Annotated in this window: 18 protein-coding genes; 9 read left to right on the top strand and 9 right to left on the bottom strand. The window is 70.4% G+C overall.

Annotation, left to right across the window (positions count from 1 at the left end; genetic code table 11):
• The first annotated feature begins 135 nt into the window (after positions 1-135).
• The gene (locus tag ACIHCL_RS24160; RefSeq protein ID WP_399864667.1) at positions 136-729 is read left to right on the top strand and encodes a hypothetical protein; all 594 of its coding nucleotides are present in this window, start codon (positions 136-138) and stop codon (positions 727-729) included.
• A 143-nt stretch (positions 730-872) separates the two neighbouring features.
• On the opposite strand, the gene ACIHCL_RS24155 is transcribed toward ACIHCL_RS24160, so the two are convergent.
• The 5 genes from ACIHCL_RS24155 to ACIHCL_RS24135 all read right to left on the bottom strand — a co-directional run bounded on the left by ACIHCL_RS24155 (position 873) and on the right by ACIHCL_RS24135 (position 7,355).
• Positions 873-1,322, bottom strand: coding sequence for a DUF3592 domain-containing protein (locus ACIHCL_RS24155; protein ID WP_399864666.1), 450 nt, complete (start codon positions 1,320-1,322; stop codon positions 873-875).
• A 204-nt stretch (positions 1,323-1,526) separates the two neighbouring features.
• Positions 1,527-2,108 carry a hypothetical protein gene (locus ACIHCL_RS24150; RefSeq protein WP_399864664.1) on the bottom strand — a complete coding sequence of 194 codons (582 nt, stop codon included), beginning with the start codon at positions 2,106-2,108 and terminating at the stop codon, positions 1,527-1,529.
• A gap of 215 nt (positions 2,109-2,323) precedes the next feature.
• Positions 2,324-4,324: a hypothetical protein gene (locus tag ACIHCL_RS24145; protein WP_399864663.1), complete on the bottom strand. Its 2,001-nt coding sequence runs from the start codon at positions 4,322-4,324 to the stop codon at positions 2,324-2,326.
• Between the two features lie 398 nt (positions 4,325-4,722).
• Positions 4,723-6,201, bottom strand: a complete 1,479-nt coding sequence (locus tag ACIHCL_RS24140; protein WP_399864662.1) for an APC family permease — start codon at positions 6,199-6,201, stop codon at positions 4,723-4,725.
• Complete coding sequence (locus tag ACIHCL_RS24135; protein ID WP_399864661.1) at positions 6,198-7,355, bottom strand: Zn-dependent alcohol dehydrogenase; 1,158 nt, start codon at positions 7,353-7,355, stop codon at positions 6,198-6,200. The genes ACIHCL_RS24140 and ACIHCL_RS24135 overlap by 4 nt, the downstream gene beginning before the upstream one ends.
• Positions 7,356-7,586: 231 nt before the next feature.
• Between ACIHCL_RS24135 and ACIHCL_RS24130 the strand changes: the two genes are divergently transcribed.
• Positions 7,587-8,171 (top strand): helix-turn-helix domain-containing protein, encoded by a 585-nt coding sequence (locus ACIHCL_RS24130; protein ID WP_399864659.1) that lies wholly within the window; start codon positions 7,587-7,589, stop codon positions 8,169-8,171.
• 358 nt (positions 8,172-8,529) lie between these two features.
• Here the strand turns inward: ACIHCL_RS24130 and ACIHCL_RS24125 are convergent, their stop codons facing one another.
• Complete coding sequence (locus ACIHCL_RS24125; RefSeq protein WP_399864658.1) at positions 8,530-8,943, bottom strand: DUF192 domain-containing protein; 414 nt, start codon at positions 8,941-8,943, stop codon at positions 8,530-8,532.
• Between the two features lie 103 nt (positions 8,944-9,046).
• Between ACIHCL_RS24125 and ACIHCL_RS24120 the strand changes: the two genes are divergently transcribed.
• From ACIHCL_RS24120 to ACIHCL_RS24110, 3 genes are all read left to right on the top strand, one after another.
• Entirely contained in the window at positions 9,047-10,027 is a 981-nt protein-coding gene (locus tag ACIHCL_RS24120; protein WP_399864657.1) for a prepilin peptidase, read from the top strand.
• Between the two features lie 287 nt (positions 10,028-10,314).
• A complete protein-coding gene (locus ACIHCL_RS24115; RefSeq protein WP_399864656.1) occupies positions 10,315-11,112 on the top strand; it encodes a class I SAM-dependent methyltransferase in 798 nt (265 codons plus the stop codon).
• A 111-nt stretch (positions 11,113-11,223) separates the two neighbouring features.
• Positions 11,224-11,682 carry a hypothetical protein gene (locus tag ACIHCL_RS24110; protein WP_399864655.1) on the top strand — a complete coding sequence of 153 codons (459 nt, stop codon included), beginning with the start codon at positions 11,224-11,226 and terminating at the stop codon, positions 11,680-11,682.
• A 567-nt stretch (positions 11,683-12,249) separates the two neighbouring features.
• On the opposite strand, the gene mgrA is transcribed toward ACIHCL_RS24110, so the two are convergent.
• A complete protein-coding gene (mgrA, locus tag ACIHCL_RS24105; RefSeq protein ID WP_399864654.1) occupies positions 12,250-13,290 on the bottom strand; it encodes an L-glyceraldehyde 3-phosphate reductase in 1,041 nt (346 codons plus the stop codon).
• Between the two features lie 201 nt (positions 13,291-13,491).
• Between mgrA and ACIHCL_RS24100 the strand changes: the two genes are divergently transcribed.
• The 4 genes from ACIHCL_RS24100 (at position 13,492) to ACIHCL_RS24085 (ending at position 18,788) form a co-directional block, all read left to right on the top strand.
• Complete coding sequence (locus tag ACIHCL_RS24100) at positions 13,492-14,253, top strand: isoprenyl transferase (RefSeq protein ID WP_399864653.1); 762 nt, start codon at positions 13,492-13,494, stop codon at positions 14,251-14,253.
• 413 nt (positions 14,254-14,666) lie between these two features.
• On the top strand, positions 14,667-15,989 hold the full coding sequence (locus tag ACIHCL_RS24095; RefSeq protein ID WP_399864652.1) for a PhoH family protein: 1,323 nt from the start codon (positions 14,667-14,669) through the stop codon (positions 15,987-15,989).
• Positions 15,990-16,380: 391 nt separating this feature from the next.
• Positions 16,381-17,100 carry a lytic transglycosylase domain-containing protein gene (locus tag ACIHCL_RS24090; protein WP_399864651.1) on the top strand — a complete coding sequence of 240 codons (720 nt, stop codon included), beginning with the start codon at positions 16,381-16,383 and terminating at the stop codon, positions 17,098-17,100.
• Positions 17,101-17,402: 302 nt separating this feature from the next.
• Positions 17,403-18,788, top strand: coding sequence for an AI-2E family transporter (locus tag ACIHCL_RS24085; RefSeq protein ID WP_399864650.1), 1,386 nt, complete (start codon positions 17,403-17,405; stop codon positions 18,786-18,788).
• 167 nt (positions 18,789-18,955) lie between these two features.
• Here the strand turns inward: ACIHCL_RS24085 and ACIHCL_RS24080 are convergent, their stop codons facing one another.
• Together ACIHCL_RS24080 and ACIHCL_RS24075 are read right to left on the bottom strand one after the other, a co-directional pair.
• Positions 18,956-19,489 (bottom strand): alkyl hydroperoxide reductase, encoded by a 534-nt coding sequence (locus ACIHCL_RS24080; RefSeq protein WP_399864649.1) that lies wholly within the window; start codon positions 19,487-19,489, stop codon positions 18,956-18,958.
• Between the two features lie 12 nt (positions 19,490-19,501).
• Positions 19,502-20,056, bottom strand: coding sequence for a peroxiredoxin (locus ACIHCL_RS24075; protein ID WP_399864648.1), 555 nt, complete (start codon positions 20,054-20,056; stop codon positions 19,502-19,504).
• Positions 20,057-20,105 lie beyond the last annotated feature (49 nt).

Raw genomic sequence — 20,105 nt, 5'->3', positions numbered from 1 at the left:
CAGTGCTCATTACGCTCGTACCCGACCAACCGTGAACCACCTGGCCGGCGCCGTCCAGAGCGCCCGTCCCGGCGCGCCCACGCGCACCTTGATCTGCACGCTCCACCTGATTCCGTTTCATGGAGTGATGTGTCGATGAGTGACGGTTTTTTCTACTCGTACCACCTCGGCTGGAGTCGCCCGGACGCCGAGTCGCTCTTCGGCGACCTCGACGCGGCGGGACTCCGGCTCAATCACCCTGTGACCAGGCGGGTCACACTGATCGGGCCTGGCCCCGACCCGTGGGGCACCCTGTCATGGGTGACCCGCGAGCAACTCGTGCTCCTGGCCGGTCTGCAACGGATCGACAGCGTCGACTTCCTGCTCTGGACGGACGGCGGGGCAGACGTTCCGGCGCGTGTCAGGAAGATGAGGGACGGTGTTGTCGCACTCGAATTCGCGATCGGGCAGCTGACGCGGGACGAGCAGGAACTTGCCGCGCGGGCCATCCGGGAGGCGATAGGGCGGGCCTCGGTGCTCTGCATCGGCTTCGTCGTCGACCGGGAAGGTGCCTCCGCGGCGACCGACTGGAGCGGGGTCGTCGTCAATGGGACGACATTCTTCGACAGCTGGCCGGACACGCTCGCCGTGCGGCACGAAATCGCCGCGAGGCAACCGCAGTTGTCCGGAGTGGCGTCGTATGACCAGTCGCCGTGGATGCTGTTCGGGAGCGAGGTCCCCAGCCGGTAGCGGGGCTCCCGCAGCCGCTGGCACGGCAAGTCGGCGGTTCGCGGTCCGCGGTCCACTGACGGACGTCCGCTGCCGGATCTCCGCAGCTGGACGTCCGTTGTTGGATGTTGCCGCTTGCCGCTTGCCGCAGACCGGCTCGCCCCTCAGAGCCACCCGCGCATCGCCGCGAACCCGGCCAGCAGCCCTACCGAGAACACCCCGAGCACGACCGCGAGCAGCGCGGGCATCACCACCGGCCCCCACGCCCCCGGCCCGGCCACCGTGGCGCGCCCGGCCGGGTCCGCCGGGTCGTAGCTGACCCGGACGGGCGCGCCGACCTCGAAGCCGAACGGCCCCGGGGCGTGGTCGGTGAACTCGATCTCGCGGCCGTCGCGGGTGCGGAACGTGAAGACGTACTCGGTGGCGTAACTTCGGTCCATGCCGGGGCCGCGGTCGACCGTCCGACGGTCCGCGCACCGCCCCTCGACGTGCTCGCCATGCCGGATCAGCCGCAGCACCCGGCGCAGGCGCAGCGCGGAGCGGAGCGCGAACGCGCCGAGGAAGAGGCCGAACAGAAGGAGGAAGGTGGCCGTGCCTCCGGGCAGGATCTGCATGAACGAGCGCCCCTGATCCGCTGATCGACTACATGATGACTCCGCGTCGTGGGGGACCCACGCCGCGGGTGAGCGACGCCGCGGAGAGCGACGTCATGGCGAACGACTTCCTGGCGAACGACGCGGCGACCCGGCGGTGTGCTGACCCGACGGTGTGGAGAAGCGGCGGTGTGGAGAAGCGGAGCGGTGTGGAGAACCGACCCCCTACTTGACCGTGATCGACTTCACGAACGCGTCGAGGTCCTGCCGGCTCAGCGAGCCCTTCACCGCGTTGATCCGGACGGCGAACGGTACGTGCTTCGAGTCGACGCCCGCGACCACCACACCCGTCATCGGTGTGCCCGGCGCCGGGGTCCGGTCCTTGCCGCTCGACGTGAATTCGTAGTCGATCCTGCGGGCGTCACGGGCGCTCTCCGCCCCCGTGAGCCGCACGTCCGAGGTCTCCTTGCGGGTCGTCCCGAGACCGATTCCGGCGCCTGCGGCGGCCGCCGCCTTGTCGGCGTCGTTCACGCCCGTCGCGAAGTCGAGCTGCACGGAGACCATGCCGGTGCGCAGCCCGCCTTCCTCCTTGAGCGCCACGGCGGCGTTGGCCTTCGCACGTTCGGCGGACGGCTGCTCCTTGTACCCCTTCTTCTCGGGATACCCGACGGACAGGCTCTTCGTGTCGAGCGTGCCCCAGCCCTCCGGCACGGAGGCGGCCTCGTCTCCGCAGCCCGTGAGCAGGGTGAGACCGATGGCGGCGGCGGCAACAGCGCCGATTGCCCGGGATATCTTCATCGTCGTCATCGCCTATCGCCTCTTCGTCGTGCGTGATTGCCGTGCGTGATGCGCCCCGTGCGGTGCGTGCCGTGCGGCGCGTGCGCCGTACGGTCTGCACGGTGTGCGCCAATATGCCGTACGCCGTGCGGTCGGCCGCACCCGTGGCCAGGACTACAGCTACAGGTGCGGCCGCCTCTTTGGCTACCCGTGCGGGCTGCCCGTAAGTCTCCGGGCTGCCCCCGCTACTTCGCGCAGTAGCTGTACGGGAGGTACGAGCGCTTGTCGCCGTTCGGGGCCCCGAGGAACTGCGCGTCCGTCAGGGTCTCCTGCTTGTGCTCGTCCGAGATGGAGAGCCCGAGGCTCATGCCGAGCGAGATCTCGAAGCCGAACTCCTGGGCGTCCGTCTGACCGTGGTAATTCATCGAGCTCGACAGGCCGTCCTGGAACATCAGCTGCTCGAACGGGTCGTTCCCGGTGGGCTTCTGCTCCATCGAGTGGTCGCCGAACAGGTACTCGAACGGGGCGGTGTTGTCGCCGGAGCCGCCCAGCCACTGCTCGGCGATGGCCCGCTTGGCCTCGGTGGCCTGGTCCGTGTCCTTGCCGAAGATGATCGAGTTCGTCTTGACCTCGATGCCGGTTTCGCCGGAGGAGTCGGAGCCGCTGATCTTGCCGCCGCGCTTGTCGCCGCCCTTCTTGCCGTTGTCGCCGCTGATGTCGCCCTTGTTGGCCGTCGAACCGCCCTCATGGGTCTGGGTCATGTCGATGCGGACGATCTTGCCGGTCTTCTGGTCGCGGGTGACGGTGATCGCCCCGGTCCGGTTGTCCTTCGCGGAGGCCGCGCCGCCGTACGGACCGACCGTGCCGCTGACCTTGCCCTCCAGTTCGAGCTTGGCGGTGTACGTGTACGACTCGTTGCCGTTGATGCCGTCCTTGGTGATGGTCACCTCGGGGGAGAACTTGGCCTTGCCACCGAGCTTGGCGCCCAGCTTGGAGTCGTCGCCCGCGCTGATGGAGAGACCACCGTCGGCGTACACGTTGAGGCCGATGGTCGAGTACGAGATCTTCTTGTCGCCGATCTTGTTCTCGACGTCCTTCTTCTTGTCGGCCCACTTCATGCCGGAGTACCAGCCACCGCCGTAGCCACCGCTGTACTTGGTGGAGGTCTCCCACATCTTCATCTCTTCGATGTCGTCGCGCATCTGCTGGGCTTCTTCCTCGCTCTTGAAGACCCAGGTGTCACCGTTGGTGATCTTGATGCCGCCGCCGACGTCCACGTCCGCCTTGCCCAGCTTGCCGAGCTTGACACCGGGGGTGCTGGCGGTGGCGCCGGCCGAGGCGGCGTCCGTGAAGGTCATGTAGACCAGTTTGTCGTTCTCGTCGACCTTGCCGTCGCCGTTCACGTCCGTGTTGGCCTGGCTGACCTTCTGCTGGAAGCCGTACTCGTTGCCCCACTCGAACCAGCCGACCTTGACCTTGCCGCCGACGGTGTCGGAGATGCTGGAGACCTGGCACATCTTGGGTTCGTAGTCGGCATCCGTCCTGGGCTTCGCGGTGGTGTCGCCGCCCCCGCCCGTCGAGCAGCTGCCACCGCCGCCGCCCATCGAGCTGATCACGCAGAGGATGCGTTCACCGATCTGCCCACCGATGCCCGCCACGGCCATCGCGCCGATCATCGTGACGACGAGGATGATCACCCCGAGGTATTCCATCGCGGTGGCCCCGTTGTCCCGCCAGGAGTACGGGTACGACGTGGACGACTCCTGGTCCTCGCGGTCCTCCAGCAGCCGGTGCACGGCCAGCCCGGCGGCGGAACCGGTCGCCAGCGTGACGATCGGCATCAATGTGCCCTCGAAGCCCACGAGGTGCCAGGAGACGGCGAGCCCGTAGACGACCGCGGCCACCGGGATGCCCAGGGCCGCGAGCAGCGTCAGCAGCCGGGACTCGCGCCGCTCGTAGGGCAGCACCCGGATCGAGGCGAGGACCGTGAGCACGGTCGTGATGACGTTCGGCACATGCAGCAGGCCCAGACGCCAGCCGAACGAGGCGAGCCGCTCCTCGGTGGCGAGCAGCTCGACGAGCCCGCGCGACACCAGGTACCCGGCGGCGATGTAGACCAGAGCCCCCGCGGCCCAGCTGCGGGTCAGTGCGAAGAAGACGCCGCTACCCGCTCCGGAGGCACCACCTCCGCCCCTCGGTGGTATGTGGCCCGCGTTTCCGCTTTCCCAGCCCCCGCCAGCCGTCACGACTCTTCCTCTCCGACGCCCACATGCCTTGCCAGTCCCCGCGGTTGTGCATGCGGGGTGGACGTGAGCGTACGGGGGCACGGGCCGGGTGACCTGGGCCCTTGGCCCCAAAGTCGGGCCCAACGGTCGTTGTGCCCGACGGACCGGTGCGCTCTGTGGCCGATGCGCCGGATGGACCGGGGGCGCACCGCGGCCGTGGGCCGGGCGATCCGCCGGGCGCGGTGGCGCGTTTCCGCGCATGGTCGAGCCCGATGCTCCGATGCCTCGATGCCCCGCACCGCCCGCGCGAGGCGCGGGGGAGCGGGGCATCGAGGCGGTAAGGAGAACGGCGAGGCGGGCGGGAGGGGCGGAGGGACGGGTGGTCCGGGCCGTCACTCCAGGTCCGCTGGTCCAGGCCGTCAGTCCAGGTCGTCCGCGAACGTTCCCGCCCGCTCCGCGGCCTCCGGATTCCGTATCCGCAGTGCGGCGAAGCCGATGACCCCGAGGACCAGTGCCCCGACGAACACGTACGGCAGCACGTTCAGCGGCCACTCCGGTACGGGCCACAGGTTGCGGTAGAAGACGTAGACCATCGCGGCGGCGCCGATCAGACCCAGCCCCCAGGTGAGGAGGAGACCGCGGGCCCCGATCCGGCGCACGAACAGGGGCGCCGCCAGGCACACCAAGGTGTAGCTGAGCATGTAGCCGAAGACGCCGATGGTGTCGATGTACGTCGTCGCGTCCAGCGGTGCGGTCCCGGCGCCGACCACGAGAACCGCCGGGACGGCGATGAACGGGGAGATGGTCCAGATCGCCGCGGACGGGGTCCGGTGCTGGGGGTGGGCGACACCGAGCCGGGCCGGCATCACGCCCTCGTTCGCCATGCCGAACAGCAGCCGGGCGGCGACGGTGATGCAGGCCATCACCACGGCCACGAACGACGCGGCGAAGCCCGCGTGCAGGAAGAACTTCAGGAAACCGAGGCCGGACATCTCCGCCAGCTGGTCCATCGGGTCGGAGCTCTTCGCCAGCGCGTCCGCCCCGCCGAACCCGGCGACCTGCGCGTATGTGGCGAACATGTACAGCACACCGGCCAGCACCGCGCTGCCCATCACCGAGCGGGGGATCGCCCGGTACGGGTCGGTGGCCTCGGCGCCGAGCGAGGCGGCGCCCTCGAAGCCGACGAAACCGAGCACGCCCAGCACCACGGCGAAGACGACCCCGTCGAGGGTGGAACCGCTCAGGGTCAGCTGGTCGGTGTCGATGACGTTCCCGCTCTTGAAGAAGGCGGGCAGCAGGACGACGACGATGAGGACGATCGACACGACCTCCAGCACGGAGGCGACCCGTGCCGCCGTCCGCACGCTGGCGATCGTCAGCCGCATGGCGACGGCGGCCAGCAGCACGTCCAGCAGGATCTGGCCGGTGACGCCGGTGAAGACCCCGATGCCGATCTGGTCCAGGGCGCGCGCCGTGTAGTACCCGGCGCCGGCGAGCGAACCCGAACCGATGCACACCGCTCCGATGAGCAGCGCCCATCCGGTCACGAAGGAGCCAGGCGCCCCCAGCGAGAGCCGGGAGAACGCGTACAGCGAACCCACCCCGGCGCGCCTGCGGGCGAAGACGCAGATGCAGTACGCGATGGCGAGGACGGCGGCCATGGCCAGGAAGAAGGAGAACCAGGCGCCGTTGCCCGCGGACGCCGCCATGCTGGCGGGCGCGAACGCGATGACGGCGCTGGGCGCGACGTTCGCGACGCTCTGCGCGCCGACCTCGAACGTGGAGACGGAGCGGTGGGCCAGTCCGTCGGCCTGCTTGTGTGTGTCGGCCTGCGAGCCGGTCCGGGAACCGGTCTGCTGCTCGGTCCGCTGTCTGTCCCGTTGTCTGGCGGTGCTCATGTCCGGTTCTCCTCCTTCTCCATCATCAGCAGCTGGCGCAGGGCGTGACCCGCGGCGAGGTCGGCCAGGGCGTCGCCCGCTTCGTCCAGCGGGCGGCGGGCCGAGATCATCGACTCCACATCGAGGTCGCCCGACACCACGAGGTCCACCAGGGCCGGGATGTCGCGGGCGGCGTCGACCGAGCCGTAGTTGGAACCCAGGATGCGCTGGTCGGCCTCGGCGAGCGCGAGCGGGTCGAAGCGCGCGGTGCGGCCGGCGGGGGGCAGGCCGACGATGACGGCGGCGCCGCCCTGGCCGAGTGCCGCGATGGACTGCTCGGTGGTCTCGATCTTGCCGATGGCGTCGAACACGTAGTCCAGGCCCTCCGGGACCAGGGCCCCCAGCGCCTCGACGACATCGCCGTCGCGCGCGTCCACCGCGTCCGTCGCGCCGAGCCGGCGCGCCAGCTCCAGTTTCTCCGGTACGACGTCGACGGCGACGATGCGGCCGGCCTTCGCCAGTCGGGCTCCCTGCACGCAGGACAGCCCCACCCCGCCGCAGCCGATGACGGCGACGGTGGCACCCTCCTCGACCCCCGCGGTGTTACGGACCGCGCCGACACCGGTGGCGATGGCGCAGCCGACCAGCGCGATCACGTCGAGCGGGGCGTCCTCGCGCACCTTGATCGCGCCGGAGGCGGGAACGACGACCCGCTCGGCGAACGAGGAGACGCCGAGGTAGTGGTGCGCGGGCTCGCCGTCGACCGAGAGTCGGCTGGTGCCGTCGTACAGCACCCCGCCCGGCGCGACGACCTCGGCGACCAGGGAGCACGCGGCCGGCCGCCCGGAGAGGCAGAACCGGCAGGTGCCGCAGGACGGGACCCAGGAGAGCACGACGTGGTCGCCGGGCTTGAGACCGGTGACGCCCTCGCCGATCGCGGTGACGACGCCCGAGCCCTCGTGCCCCAGCACGACCGGGACGGGGTGGTCCCACTCGCCGCGGATGACGTGCAGGTCGGAGTGACAGACGCCCGCCGCGACGACGGCGACCTCGACCTCTCCGGGGGCGGGCGGGGCCAGAGTGACGTCGGTGACGGTCACCTCCTGCCCGGGTGAGCGGAAGACAACGCCGCGCACGGAGCGTGCGGTGCTCTCATGGGAAGACGGGGAGCTCATGGGCTTACTCCTCGGGTGGTGCGGGACGAGCAGGGGGGAGGGGAGGCGGTAAGGGGAGCGGGCGTCACTGAGGACGGACGGCCACCCGAGCGCCGGGTTTAGTGCCATTAAACTTTCGTCAGAGTTTTACAGCACTAAACTCGACGAGTAAAGACCCTTCCGACATGTACTCCGATATGCGTTCGTCCCCGGCCACTCCCCGTGACCCCAACGCCAGGTAGCGTGTCCGTCATGTCCGAAGCCGCTGACAGTCACATGTCCACGATCGGTCCCCGGCTGCGCGAGCTCCGCCTGGCACAGAGGTTGACGCTCGCTCAGATCGCCGAGGCGGCGGGCGTCACCAAGGGTTTCGTCAGCCTCGCCGAGCGCGGCAAGACCTCGGTCTCCGTGCCCACCCTGATCCGCATCTGCGAGGCGCTGGGCACGGGCATCGCCACGCTCTTCGACTATCCGGACCAGGACATCGTCAAGAGCGGACAGGGTGCCAGGCTGGAGATGGGCGGCCACGGCATCGAGGAGTTCCTCCTCACCCCGGCCGAGGAGCGGCACGTCCAGGTCATGCGGACGATCCTGAGCCCCGGCGGCGGTTCGGGCGGTGCGTACAGCCTGGAGGCCGAGACGGTCTTCGCCTACCTGGTACGGGGCACGCTGCGGCTGACCGTGGACGGCGAGCCCAGGTTCCTGGAGGCGGGGGACTCCACGACCTTCTCGGCGCGCGCCGCCCACGCCTGGGACAACCCGGGCGCGGACGAGGCCGAGGTCCTGTGGTCGATCGCCCCGGCGCTGCCGCGCTCCCGCACCAAGCTCCGCTCGTAGATCGACCTTTCACGGCCCGGCGGGTATGCAGGCCCGAGCGAGCTCGGTGCACCCGGCCCGATGAGCCCGGCGAGCGGGGCCTCGTGCGCTTGTGCGGCATTTCCTTGTGCGGCATTTCGTGCGGCCGCGGAGGGAACCGCTTGTGCGGGCCGCGGGGGCCCTGCGGCCCGGTGCGTGGGATCCCGCACGATCCCATACGTCAGCGTCAGCGTCAGCCTCAGACTCCGCACCGCTCCGGGCTTCTTACGGTTGTGCAGGGCGCCGCGCGGTCCGGTGCGCCCCCTCCACACGACCCCGCACGACCCCACTCGACCCCGTACGTCCCCGCGCGCGGCCCCTTCCGGAGGCCGTCGGCGCGTCACCGGCCCCGGTCCGTCTCCTCCTGGACGATCCTCACCCGGGCCCCCGGCCGCAGGCCCCATGCCTGCATCGCCCCGGCCTCCGACTCGATCACATGCCTGGCCCGCAGCCGGGGCAGGCCGAGCCGGCCGGGCTTCATCGTGCGGACGGCGATCACGTTGAACTTCCGGTCCACGTACGCCACATCGATGGTGAACCGCATCCCGAAGGTGTGCACGCTCCCGCAAGGAGTGATCAGCAGGGCGCCGTCGATCCCGTCCCGGCCGAGCAGCCCCCGGCTCCTGGCCCGGTACGTGGCCGCGATCCGCAGTGGTATCGCCGGGGTGTCCGGCGCGTTCGGTATCCCCGGAACTTGTCCTCCCCCTGCATCGGTGACCGTCAACATGCCGTTGCCATTGCGCCATTGAGCCATGGCCACGACGGTAGCGTCCGGTGATGGTCGCTGGGTCCGGAACAGTGCGCGGTGGGCCCCAGGACCCATGACCCGTGTCCGGCACCCGCTTAGGGTCGGCCATGTGTACGCCATGCTGACAGCGCTCGCCGCACTATGGGGAGCGGCGTCCGGGCTGCTGGTCCCGCGCGCCGCCTACCGTTTCTCCGTCGAACCGGAGGACGCCTGGCGCGACACCTGCCCTGCGGGTCACGCCCTGACCGGGGCCTTCGGCGGCTGGTTGGGCTCCACCCGTTGCGCCGCCTGCGCGGCAGTGGTTCCGGTGACGACCGCCGCGGGCACCGAGACCGCAGCCCCTGGCAGCGGCCAGGAAGATCCGGACACCGCCATCGTCACGGCCACCGCCACCGCCACCACGACCGAGGGCAGCGGTTCGGCGGACGCGGACGCCGAGCCGGGGAATCCGGGTACCGGACCGGGGAAGCCGGACGCCGAGCCGGGGGAGCCGGGCGCCGGACCGGGGAATCCGGGCGGTGGCCAGGACACTGTGCGGTCCTCGGCCCACTACGCGCCCGCTGTGCTCATGCCCGTCGTCACCGCGCTCGCCTGCGCCCTGCTCGCGGCGGCCACCGGCCCCCGCCCCGAACTCGCGGTGTGGCTGCTGCTGGCCCCTGTCGGTGTGCTCCTCGCGGCCATCGACCGCCGGGTCCACCGGCTGCCCGACCGGCTGACCCTGCCCGCCGCCGTGGTGGCCGCCGTACTCCTCGGCGTTGCCGCGCTGCTCCCGGAGCACGCCGGTGACTGGGTGTCCGGTCTCCTCGGCGGAGCGGTGCTCGGCGGGTTCTACTTCCTGCTCTTCCTGATCAACCCGAACGGAATGGGCTTCGGCGACGTCAAACTCGCCCTGTCCCTGGGCGTGGCCCTCGGCTGGTACGGATGGGCGGTCCTGTTCGTCGGCGGCTTCGCGGGCTTCCTGCTCGGCGCGGTGTACGGGTTCGGGCTCATGGTCCTGAAGCGGGCGGGGCGCAAGACGGGCATCCCCTTCGGCCCCTTCATGATCACGGGCGCATGGCTCGGCATCCTGCTCGGCGGCCTGGCCGCCTGACCCGGCCCGCCGTGAATCCCGGCCCGCCGCGAACCCCTGGCCCCGGCCGACCGTGAGGCCCCTGACTCCGGCCCGCCGCGAACCCCTGATCCGAGCTGTGCCCCCTGACCCGAGCCGCGAGCCCCCGCCCCCGAAATGCGGTCGCGCAGACCGCCTCGCGGTGACACGATCCCCGTATGCCCGGAGCGCCCTCGGAGCCACAGCCGCGATCAGAGCCGCAACCACAGTCACAGCCACAACCGCAGTCACCACCGCGGCCGCAATCGGGAGACGGGCCGGCGGAAACCGTGGCAGGGGCGGACACAGTGGCGGGAACGGTCTCGGAAAGCGCGCGCTTCGACGCCCTCGTCGCCGAGGCGGCCGCCGTCTCCGTCGACGGCTGGGACTTCTCCTGGCTCGACGGGCGGGCCACCGAACAGCGCCCCTCCTGGGGCTACGCCCGCGCGATGGCGGACCGGATGAGCCGGGCCGGGGCGGCGCTCGACATCCAGACGGGCGGGGGCGAGGTCCTGGCCTCCGTACCCAGGCTGCCTCCTCTGGTCGTCGCGACCGAGGCATGGCCGCCGAACATCGCCCGGGCCACCGCGTTGCTGCATCCGCTCGGCGTGGCCGTGGTCGCCGACGCGGACGAGCCGCCGCTGCCGTTCGGGGACGGCGCCTTCGACCTGGTGGTCAGTCGGCATCCGGTGACGACCTGGTGGTCGGAGATCGCGCGGGTGCTCGCTCCCGGGGGCACGTACTTCTCACAGCAGGTCGGTCCGGCCAGCGTCTTCGAACTCGTCGAGTACTTCCTCGGGCCGCAACCGCCCGAGGTGCGTGGCGCCCGTGACCCCGAACGGGCCCGGGCCGAGGCCGAGTCGGCCGGACTCGACGTCGTCGATCTGCGGATGGAGAGGCTGCGCACCGAGTTCTTCGACATCGGTGCCGTCGTCTACTTCCTGCGGAAAGTGATCTGGATGGTGCCGGGCTTCACCGTCGGGGAGTACCGCCCGCGCCTCGCCGAACTGCACCACCAGATCGAGACCGAGGGGCCGTTCGTCGCCCACACCACCCGGTTCCTGATCGAGGCCCGCAAACCCGGGTAGACAGCCGGCCCGGCCCTGAACTCGCAGGCCCGGCAACACGGGTGGGCCGCGAACGCCGCCTCCCGCCGGTGATGCGACCCTGTACGGAGAGTACATGGGAGGGAACAGGCCATGAGGGCGGGCAACGAAGAGGGCGCACCGCGAGTTCCGCGGCAGGGCAGGGCCGACTGGCTCAGGGGGGCGCGGATCGTCGGAGTCTTCGGCGTCCGCTACCGGCCGGAGGGGCATATGGGGGAGCCCGAGGCCGTCGAGTTCCTGCTGGCCGACGGACAGTCGGTGCTGCTGACCTGCGCCTTCGACCAGACCCTGAAGGTGGGGCCCGGTGCCTGGCCGCGCCTGCCCGCCTGGTGCGTACCGTCCGGGCAGTGGGAGTTCGCCGCCGTGCCCAATCTGCCGCGGCCCCCCGAGGGCGGTTGGACCGTCACCCGCACCGAGGAGCGCAGGGACGGGCGGGGCGAGGTGTACGAGGCCGTCATCCGGTGCGAGGACGGACGCTTCGTCGTCATGGGGGGAGAGGCCCTGACGATCCGCTTCACCCGCGACCACCGCGGCGCACCGGCCACCGCCTGAGCGGAAGGCCCGCCTGCGGCCCGTCCCGGGCGGCCCCGACGACGCGCCCGCACGGCTTTGCGGCGCGTCGGTCGGTCCGGCTCCGGTGCGCACCGCCCCCGGAGTGCTCGGACCGGAGTCCCGCGAATTCGCAGAGTAATTGTGGAGTGGCGTGGCACCCAGGACGACTTACGAAGGGTTATGGTGGAAACCCCCCCTCGGGCCGGTCCGTAACCCCCCCCCCACGGACCGGCCCGTTTTTCTGCGCCGGAATCCCGGTGGCCCATTCGGGCACCGCGCCCCCGTCCAGGCCGTCTCCCGCAGTGCCTCCAGCGCCTCCCCGGTAGGGGCGCCCCGTCGCGTCGGCCCCGTCAACGCGGATCGGTGACGGCTCCGTCAACGCGGACCGTCAAGACCACCCCGCGAGGCCCGCCGCGCCGTCCTCGTCCCACCAGCCACGGCCCGGCCCCCGACCGGCACCAGCCCCCGACCGGCCCTGGTCTCCGACCCCCGACCGGCCACAGCTCGGTCGGCTCAGCCCCGACCGGGCCCTGACCCGGTCCGGTTCGGCTCGGGCCCCGGCGTCCGTCAGCCGCGCCCGGCCCAGATGTTGGTGCCCGCGGTGTCCACGGCGAAGGTGTCGATCTCCCGAAGCTCCTCGGAGGACAGCGGCGGGCTGGAGAGCGCCGCGACGTTCTCCTCAAGCTGTCGCACGTTCGAGGCCCCGATCAGCGCCGAAGTCATGCGGCTGTCCCGCAGCACCCAGCTCAGCGCGAGCTGCGCCAGCGACTGGCGGCGCCGCTCGGCGATGTCGTTGAGCCCGTTCAGGCGACGGACCACCTCCTCGGAGAGCAGGCCGGGGTCCAGCGACTTGCCCTGGGTGGCCCGCGAACCCTCCGGGATGCCCGCCAGGTACTTGTTCGTGAGCAGTCCCTGCGCCAAGGGCACGAAGGAGATGCAGCCCATGCCGGCCGCCTCCAGGGTGTCGAGCAGCTCGTCGTCCTCGATCCAGCGGTTGATCATCGAGTAGGAGGGCTGGTGGATCAGGGCCGGCACGCCCATCTCCCTCAGCAGCCGGGCGGCCTCGGCGGTCTGGGCCGCGTCGTACGAGGACACGCCCACGTACAGCGCCTTGCCCTGCTGGACGGCGGAGGCCAGCGCCCCCATCGTCTCCTCCAGCGGGGTGTCCGGGTCGAAGCGGTGCGAGTAGAAGATGTCGACGTAGTCGAGGCCCATCCGCCGCAGCGAGGCGTCCAGCGACGACAGCAGGTACTTGCGGGAACCCCATTCGCCGTACGGGCCGGGGTGCATGTCATAGCCGGCCTTGGTGGAGATGATCAGCTCGTCCCGGTACGGGGCGAAGTCCTGGCGGAAGATCTTGCCGAAGTTCAGCTCGGCGGAGCCGGGCGGCGGCCCGTAGTTGTTCGCCAGGTCGAAGTGGGTCACGCCGAGATCGAAGGCGCGGCGCAGGATCGCCCGCTGGGAGGCCAGCGTGCGGTCGTCGCCGAAGTTGTGCCACAGGCCGAGGGAGACGGCGGGGAGTTTGAGTCCGCTGCGGCCGGTGCGGCGATACTCCATGGAGTCGTAACGCGTGTCGGCGGCTCGGTAGAAGAGAGGGGAATCAGTCACGTTTCCCTCCTTATCACGGACTTGTGACAGACCGGGTTGGGTTGGTCTGCCGCCCGCGCAGTAATGTTGCGGTCCCGGGGATGGCGAGGGAACGCGCGGAGCGATGGATTCTGCGGAGCGGTGCCGTGATCCCCAGAGAGGCGAACCCGGACCCCGGTCGGAGGGGCGGGCGGGCCCGCACGGAACCGAGAGGTGAACTCAGTGAACTTGCGTGACCTGGTGTACAGGCTCTACGCGCGCCGGGTGGAGGCCCGCCTCGACCACACCCAGGTGCCCAAGCACATCGGCGTCATCCTCGACGGCAACCGGCGTTGGGCGAAGGCGTCGGGAGGCACGGCCGCGGAGGGGCACCAGGCCGGGGCCGACAAGATCCAGGAACTGCTCGGCTGGTGCAGCGAGACCGACGTGGAGGTCGTCACCCTCTGGCTGTTGTCCACGGACAACTTCGACCGGCCCGAGTCCGAACTGATCCCGCTCCTCGGCATCATCGAGAACACTGTGCGGAACCTCGCGGCGGATGGCCGCTGGCGTATCAACCATGTCGGCACGCTCGACCTGCTGCCCGCGCACACCCAGACCGTGATCAAGGAGGCCGAGCAGGCCACCCTCGGTGTCGACGGAATACTGGTCAACGTCGCCGTCGGCTACGGCGGGCGCCAGGAGATCGCGGACGCGGTCCGCTCGCTGCTGCTGGAGCACTCGGCCAAGGGCACGACCTTCGAGGAGCTCGCCGAGATCGTCTCCACCGACCTGATCTCCGAGCACCTCTACACCCGGGGCCAGCCCGACCCGGACCTGGTCATCCGCACCAGCGGCGAGCAGCGGCTGTCCGGCTTCATGCTCTGGCAGAGCGCGCACTCCGAGTACTACTTCTGCGAAGTCTTCTGGCCGGCCTTCCGCCGCGTCGACTTCCTGCGCGCTCTGCGTGACTACGCGGCCCGCCACCGCCGGTTCGGCGGCTGACACCGCCCGTTCACCGGGCTCGCGCCTCCTCCCGGATTTCGCCCGACCGCTCACCGGCTCCCCTTCCCCTTCCCCTTCCCGGGACATCTCGTCGGTCCGCCCGCGCCCGTGGCGCGGCATGGCCCCGCTCGGCGGCATGGCTTCGCTCGGCGGCATGGCTTCGCTTGTTCGAGGGAATACCTCTGGCAGGTCGACGTCCGGTCGCGGGCAAGGCGGACGTCGTGTCAAGTGAGCGGCACGGAGTCCGCTCGCCCGGGAGGCCCTTTGCACACGAAGGACCGTACACAGCGCGTCCGACGCGGAGGGCCGGCGCCCGGCCCGTGCAACGGGGCCGCGGCCCGGCCCGTTCTCTCCTTTTGGGATGCCCCGCGACGCCGTCCACCCCAACCTCGTCCGAGGGGGTACGTCCTTCCGTGGTGACCAGCACAAAGCGCCGCATGTCCGACAGGCGCACCTACGTTCTCGACACCAGCGTCCTGCTGGCCGATCCCCACGCCATGGCCCGGTTCGACGAGCACGAGGTCGTGCTCCCGATCGTCGTGGTCACGGAACTGGAGGCCAAGAGGCACCACCCGGAGCTGGGGTATTTCGCCCGGCAGGCCCTGCGCCGGCTGGACGACCTGCGGATCCGGTACGGCCGGCTGGATGATCCGATCCCCCTGGGGGACCTGGGCGGGACGCTGCGCGTCGAGCTCAACCACTCCGACCCCGGCGTACTGCCCGCCGGGTACCGGCTGGGTGACAACGACTCACGGATCCTCGCGGTCGCGCGCAATCTCCAGGCCGAGGGGTACGACGTCACGGTCGTGTCCAAGGACCTGCCGTTGCGCATCAAGGCGTCCTCGGTCGGTCTCCTCGCCGAGGAGTACCGCGCCGAACTGGCCATCACCGACTCCGGCTGGACGGGAATGTCGGAACTGTCACTCGCCGCCGAGCAGATCGACCTGCTCTACGCGGAGGAGGCGCTGTACGTGCCCGAGGCGGCCGAGCTGCCGGTGCACACCGGGCTGGTCCTCCAGTCCGAGCGCGGCAAGGCCCTCGGACGGGTCACCGCCGAGGGGAACGTCCGGCTGGTGCGCGGCGACCGTGAGGTCTTCGGCATCCACGGACGCAGCGCCGAGCAGCGCATCGCGCTCGACCTCCTGCTCGACCAGCAGGTCGGCATCGTGTCGCTGGGCGGCCGGGCCGGTACCGGCAAGTCGGCGCTGGCGCTCTGCGCCGGACTCGAGGCCGTGCTGGAGCGTAGGCAGCACCAGAAGGTGATGGTCTTCCGCCCGCTGTACGCGGTCGGCGGTCAGGAGCTGGGCTACCTCCCCGGCACCGAGGCCGAGAAGATGAGCCCCTGGGCGCAGGCCGTCTTCGACACCCTGTCCGCGGTCGCCGGACGCGAGGTGATCGAGGAGGTGCTGGGGCGCGGCATGCTGGAGATCCTGCCGCTCACCCACATCCGTGGCCGCTCGCTGCACGACTCCTTCGTGATCGTCGACGAGGCGCAGTCCTTGGAACGGAACGTCCTGCTGACCGTGTTGTCCCGGATCGGGGCGAACTCGCGGGTGGTCCTCACGCATGACGTGGCCCAGCGGGACAACCTGAGGGTCGGGCGGTACGACGGGGTGGTCGCCGTGGTCGAGAAGCTGAAGGGGCATCCGCTCTTCGCCCACGTCACGCTCACCCGTTCCGAGCGTTCTCCGATCGCCGCGCTGGTGACCGAAATGCTGGAGGACGGGCAGATCTGATACGGGATGCAGGAGTTGGTGCCGCCCGGCGAGCGGCGTAGCTTAGCCGGGCGGCACCGTGCTGCGGTGTTGTTTCCTTAAATCATTTGCTCCGAACGAGGTGTGAGCTTTCCCACGCAACGGAGAATTGCTTCCTGGCGTGACGTTCCGGCAGAGTCTTGCTTCCGTCAGGCCCCGCATACGGCACACCCGCACCTCCCGAGGTGCCACGCACCACACAACTCAACAACCGTTGGCCGTATGCCGCCCGCGAGTACCACGCGGCGCTCCCCCCACGGGAGCCGCCCACCGGGCCCGTGCCTCCCGTGACCCAAGCAGTAGGGAGGCCAGTGTCAGGGGCACGATTGCGCCCGCGAGGTCACCTAAGCGAGCGATGCTGGAAGGAAACCGTGTGAGCCGGATCTCGGTCCGGGGGTTCGCAGTGGCGTCGGCCACCGCGGTCACCACCGTCGGCGCCGTCGTAGGCGTGGCCTCGGGCAGCACTCCCGCTGCCGATGACAACAACTTCGAGGCGACCGCAGCCGACACCACGCTGCTCGCAGACATCCCCGCCGGTCAGCAGGCCCAGGTGCAGACCGCCTCGCTCACGCAGCAGGCCGATGCCCAGGCATCCGCGGCCAATGCGGCGGCGAAGAAGTCCGCGGAGGAAGCGGCCCGTATCCAGGCGGCCAAGGACGCCAAGACGAAGAAGCGGGCGGCCGAGGAGAGGCTGGAGCAGGAGCGCCAGGCTCAGAAGGCGAAGGAAAAGGAAAGGGAAGCCGAGCGCGCCAGCCGCTCCCAGGTGCGCAGCACGGCCACCTTCGCCCCGCAGAGCTCGTACACCGTCGCTCAGGTTCAGGCGATCGCGCGTCAGCTGGTGCCCGCCGACCAGTTCCAGTGCTTCAGCAACATCGTGAGCCATGAGTCGACGTGGAATTACCGGGCGAGCAACCCTTCGTCCGGTGCCTACGGCCTCGTGCAGGCGCTGCCGGGCTCCAAGATGGCCTCTGCCGGCGCCGACTGGCAGACCAACCCGGCCACCCAGATCAAGTGGGGCCTCAGCTACATGGACGGCCGTTACGGCAGCCCGTGCGGCGCCTGGTCGTTCTGGCAGGCCAACCACTGGTACTAGTACCGCTCCCGGCAACGTTCGCCCCGCCGCGCCGCCCGGCGCGCGCGGTCGCGGTCGCCGGTCACGGCACCGGAGTCGGCGGACATGCGCCGGCCGAGGTTCACCGCTCAACCTTCCGAAGCCCCTCACCGTCCTATGGTGGGGGGCTTTGCGCGTGTACGGTCGGTCCAGGCGGCCAGGCGGCCAGGCGGCCAGGCGGCCAGGCGGCCAGGCGGCCAGGCGGCCAGGCGGCCAGGCGGCCAGGCGGGCGAGTGGGGGAACGCCGCGAGGCTGGAGAGTGAGCGGGGGAAAGAGAAACGATCATGTCGAGATTTCCGGGGTGGCTCGGCCGCCTGGGTGCGGAACTGACCGAATTGGGCGAGCGGCTGGACCAGCGCAAGGCCCGGGCCGAGGGGGACGAGCATGAGCCGATCGAGCCGCCGATGACGAGCGCGCCCGTACCGGACGAAACGGTCCGGCGCGATGCGGCCGATCATGTGCCGCCCCCGCCCGCGTACGCCCCCTCGGTCACCGCCCGGCCCGACCCGGTAGCGGCGCTCCCCTGGAGTTTGCGGGTCGCCGCCGAGGCAGGCTGGCGGCTGCTCGTCCTGGCGGGCACGCTCTGGGTACTGGCGCAGATCATCAGCACCGTGCAGTTGGTGGTGCTGGCGTTCGTCGCCGCGCTGCTCATCACCGCGATGCTCCAGCCGACCGTCGCCTGGATGAAGCGGCGTGGGCTGCCGCGCGGGCTGGCCACCGCGGTCACCGCGGTCCTGGGCTTCGTCATCATCGGCCTGGTCAGCTGGTTCGTGGTCTGGCAGGTGATGGACAACCTCGACACCCTCTCGGACAAGGTGCGGGCGGGGATCGAGGAGTTGAAGCACTGGCTGCTCGACAGCCCGTTCCATGTCACCGAGCAGCAGATCAACGATGTCGCGAAGAACCTCAGCGACACCATCGGCACCAACACCGAGGAGATAACCTCCGCCGGTCTCCAGGGCGTCACTGTGATGGTGGAGTTCCTGACCGGGGCGCTGCTGGCGATGTTCTCGACGCTCTTCCTCCTGTACGACGGAAGGCGCATCTGGCATTGGACGCTCAAGCTGGTGCCGGCCCAGGCCCGGCCGGGCATCGCGGGCGCGGGGCCGCGGGCCTGGCGGACGCTGACCGCTTATGTGCGGGGCACGGTCATCGTGGCGCTGATCGACGCGATCTTCATCGGGCTCGGGATCTGGTTCCTGGACGTGCCGATGGCGGTGCCCCTCGCCGTGTTCATCTTCCTCTTCGCCTTCATCCCGCTCGTCGGCGCGGTGATCTCCGGGACGCTTGCGGTGATCGTGGCGCTGGTCACCGAGGGCGTGTTCACCGCGCTGATGGTGCTGGTCGTGGTGCTGGCGGTGCAGCAGATCGAGGGCCACGTCCTGCAACCGTTCATCCTGGGGCGCGCGGTGCGGGTGCATCCGCTCGCCGTCGTCCTGTCCGTCGCGGCGGGCGGCATGGTCGCGGGCATCGGGGGAGCGGTCGTCGCGGTGCCGCTGGTCGCGGTCACCAACACGGTGGTCGGCTATCTGCGCGCGTACGGGCGGGAGGAGGCGCTGAGGCACTCCCCGCAGCCGCACGGGGCGACCGCGGCGGAGATCGCTCCCACACCCGCCCCCGGGGCCTCGCCCGAAACCCGCGTGGGCGAAGCCGGGAGCGGTGGCGTGTAGTGCCGTGGCGGGGTGTGCGGCGCCGAGGGCAGCGGTCGCCCGCGGGGATCGGCAGGCCGTGAGGAGACGACGCGAGCGGCGCGCACAGGCAAGAGCCCCGAGGACGACCGACTCGAATTCTCGTGATCGTCCTCGGGGCTCTTCCCGTGCCAGGAGCGGTGCCGGTCCTACTCGGCCAGCACGGCCTCGGTGTCGAGGGTCACGCCGACCGCCTGGATCACCGCAGCGATCTTGAAGGCTTCCTGGATCGTCTCACGGTCCACGCCGGCCTTGCGCAGCACCTGCTCGTGGGAGTCCAGGCACTGGCCGCAGCCGTTGATCGCCGAGACGGCGAGCGACCACAGCTCGAAGTCGGTCTTCTCCACACCGGGGTTGCCGATGACATTCATCCGTAGCCCCGCGCGCAGCGTCCCGTACTCGGGGTCCGACAGCAGGTGCCGGGTCCGGTAGAAGACGTTGTTCATCGCCATGATGGCGGCGGCCGACTTCGCGGCGGTGTACGCCTCCGCGGAGAGGTTGGCCTTCGCCTCCGGCTCCAGCTCGCGCAGCACCTTCGGCGAGCGCGAGGCGATCGCGCAGGCGAGGACGGTGCCCCACAGCTGCTGCTGCGGGAGGGAGCTGTTTCCGATGACCGAACCGAGGTTCAGCTTCAGGTCCTTGGCGAAGTCCGGGACAGCGGCCTTCAGTTCGTCGAGTGCCATGGTGCCGTCAGCTCACTCGCCCGCGAGCAGCGCGACCGGGTCGAGGGTCTCGTCGCCCTTGGACCAGTTGCACGGGCACAGCTCGTCGGTCTGGAGGGCGTCGAGGACCCGCAGGACCTCCTTGGGGTTACGGCCCACGGAACCGGCGGTCACCATCGTGAACTGGATCTCGTTGTTCTGGTCGACGATGAAGACGGCGCGCTGGGCGAAGCCGTCCTCGCCCTCGATGCCGAGCGCGCGCATGAGCTCGTGCTTCGGGTCGGCCAGCATCGGGAAGGGCAGGTCGGTCAGGTCCGGGTGGTCCTTGCGCCAGGCGTGGTGCACGAACTCGGAGTCGCCGGAGAAGCCGAGGACCTGGGCGTCACGGTCGGCGAACTCGTCGTTCAGCTTGCCGAAGGCGGCGATCTCGGTGGGGCACACGAAGGTGAAGTCCTTCGGCCACGCGAAGACGATCTTCCACTTGCCCTCGTAGGTCTTGTGGTTGATCTGCTCGAACTCCTTGCCCTTCTCCAGCGAGACACAGGCGGTCAGGTCGAACTCGGGGAACTTGTCACCGACAGTGAGCACGCGCTCTCCTTGCAGTGTGGAATTCCCTGGTGGGGGAGTTCCTGAGGGT

Source organism: Streptomyces sp. NPDC052042, from assembly GCF_044548345.1.
Classification (GTDB): domain Bacteria; phylum Actinomycetota; class Actinomycetes; order Streptomycetales; family Streptomycetaceae; genus Streptomyces.
Note: the sequence above shows the minus strand (reverse complement) of the source record. Positions and strands in the feature narration are given on the sequence as shown.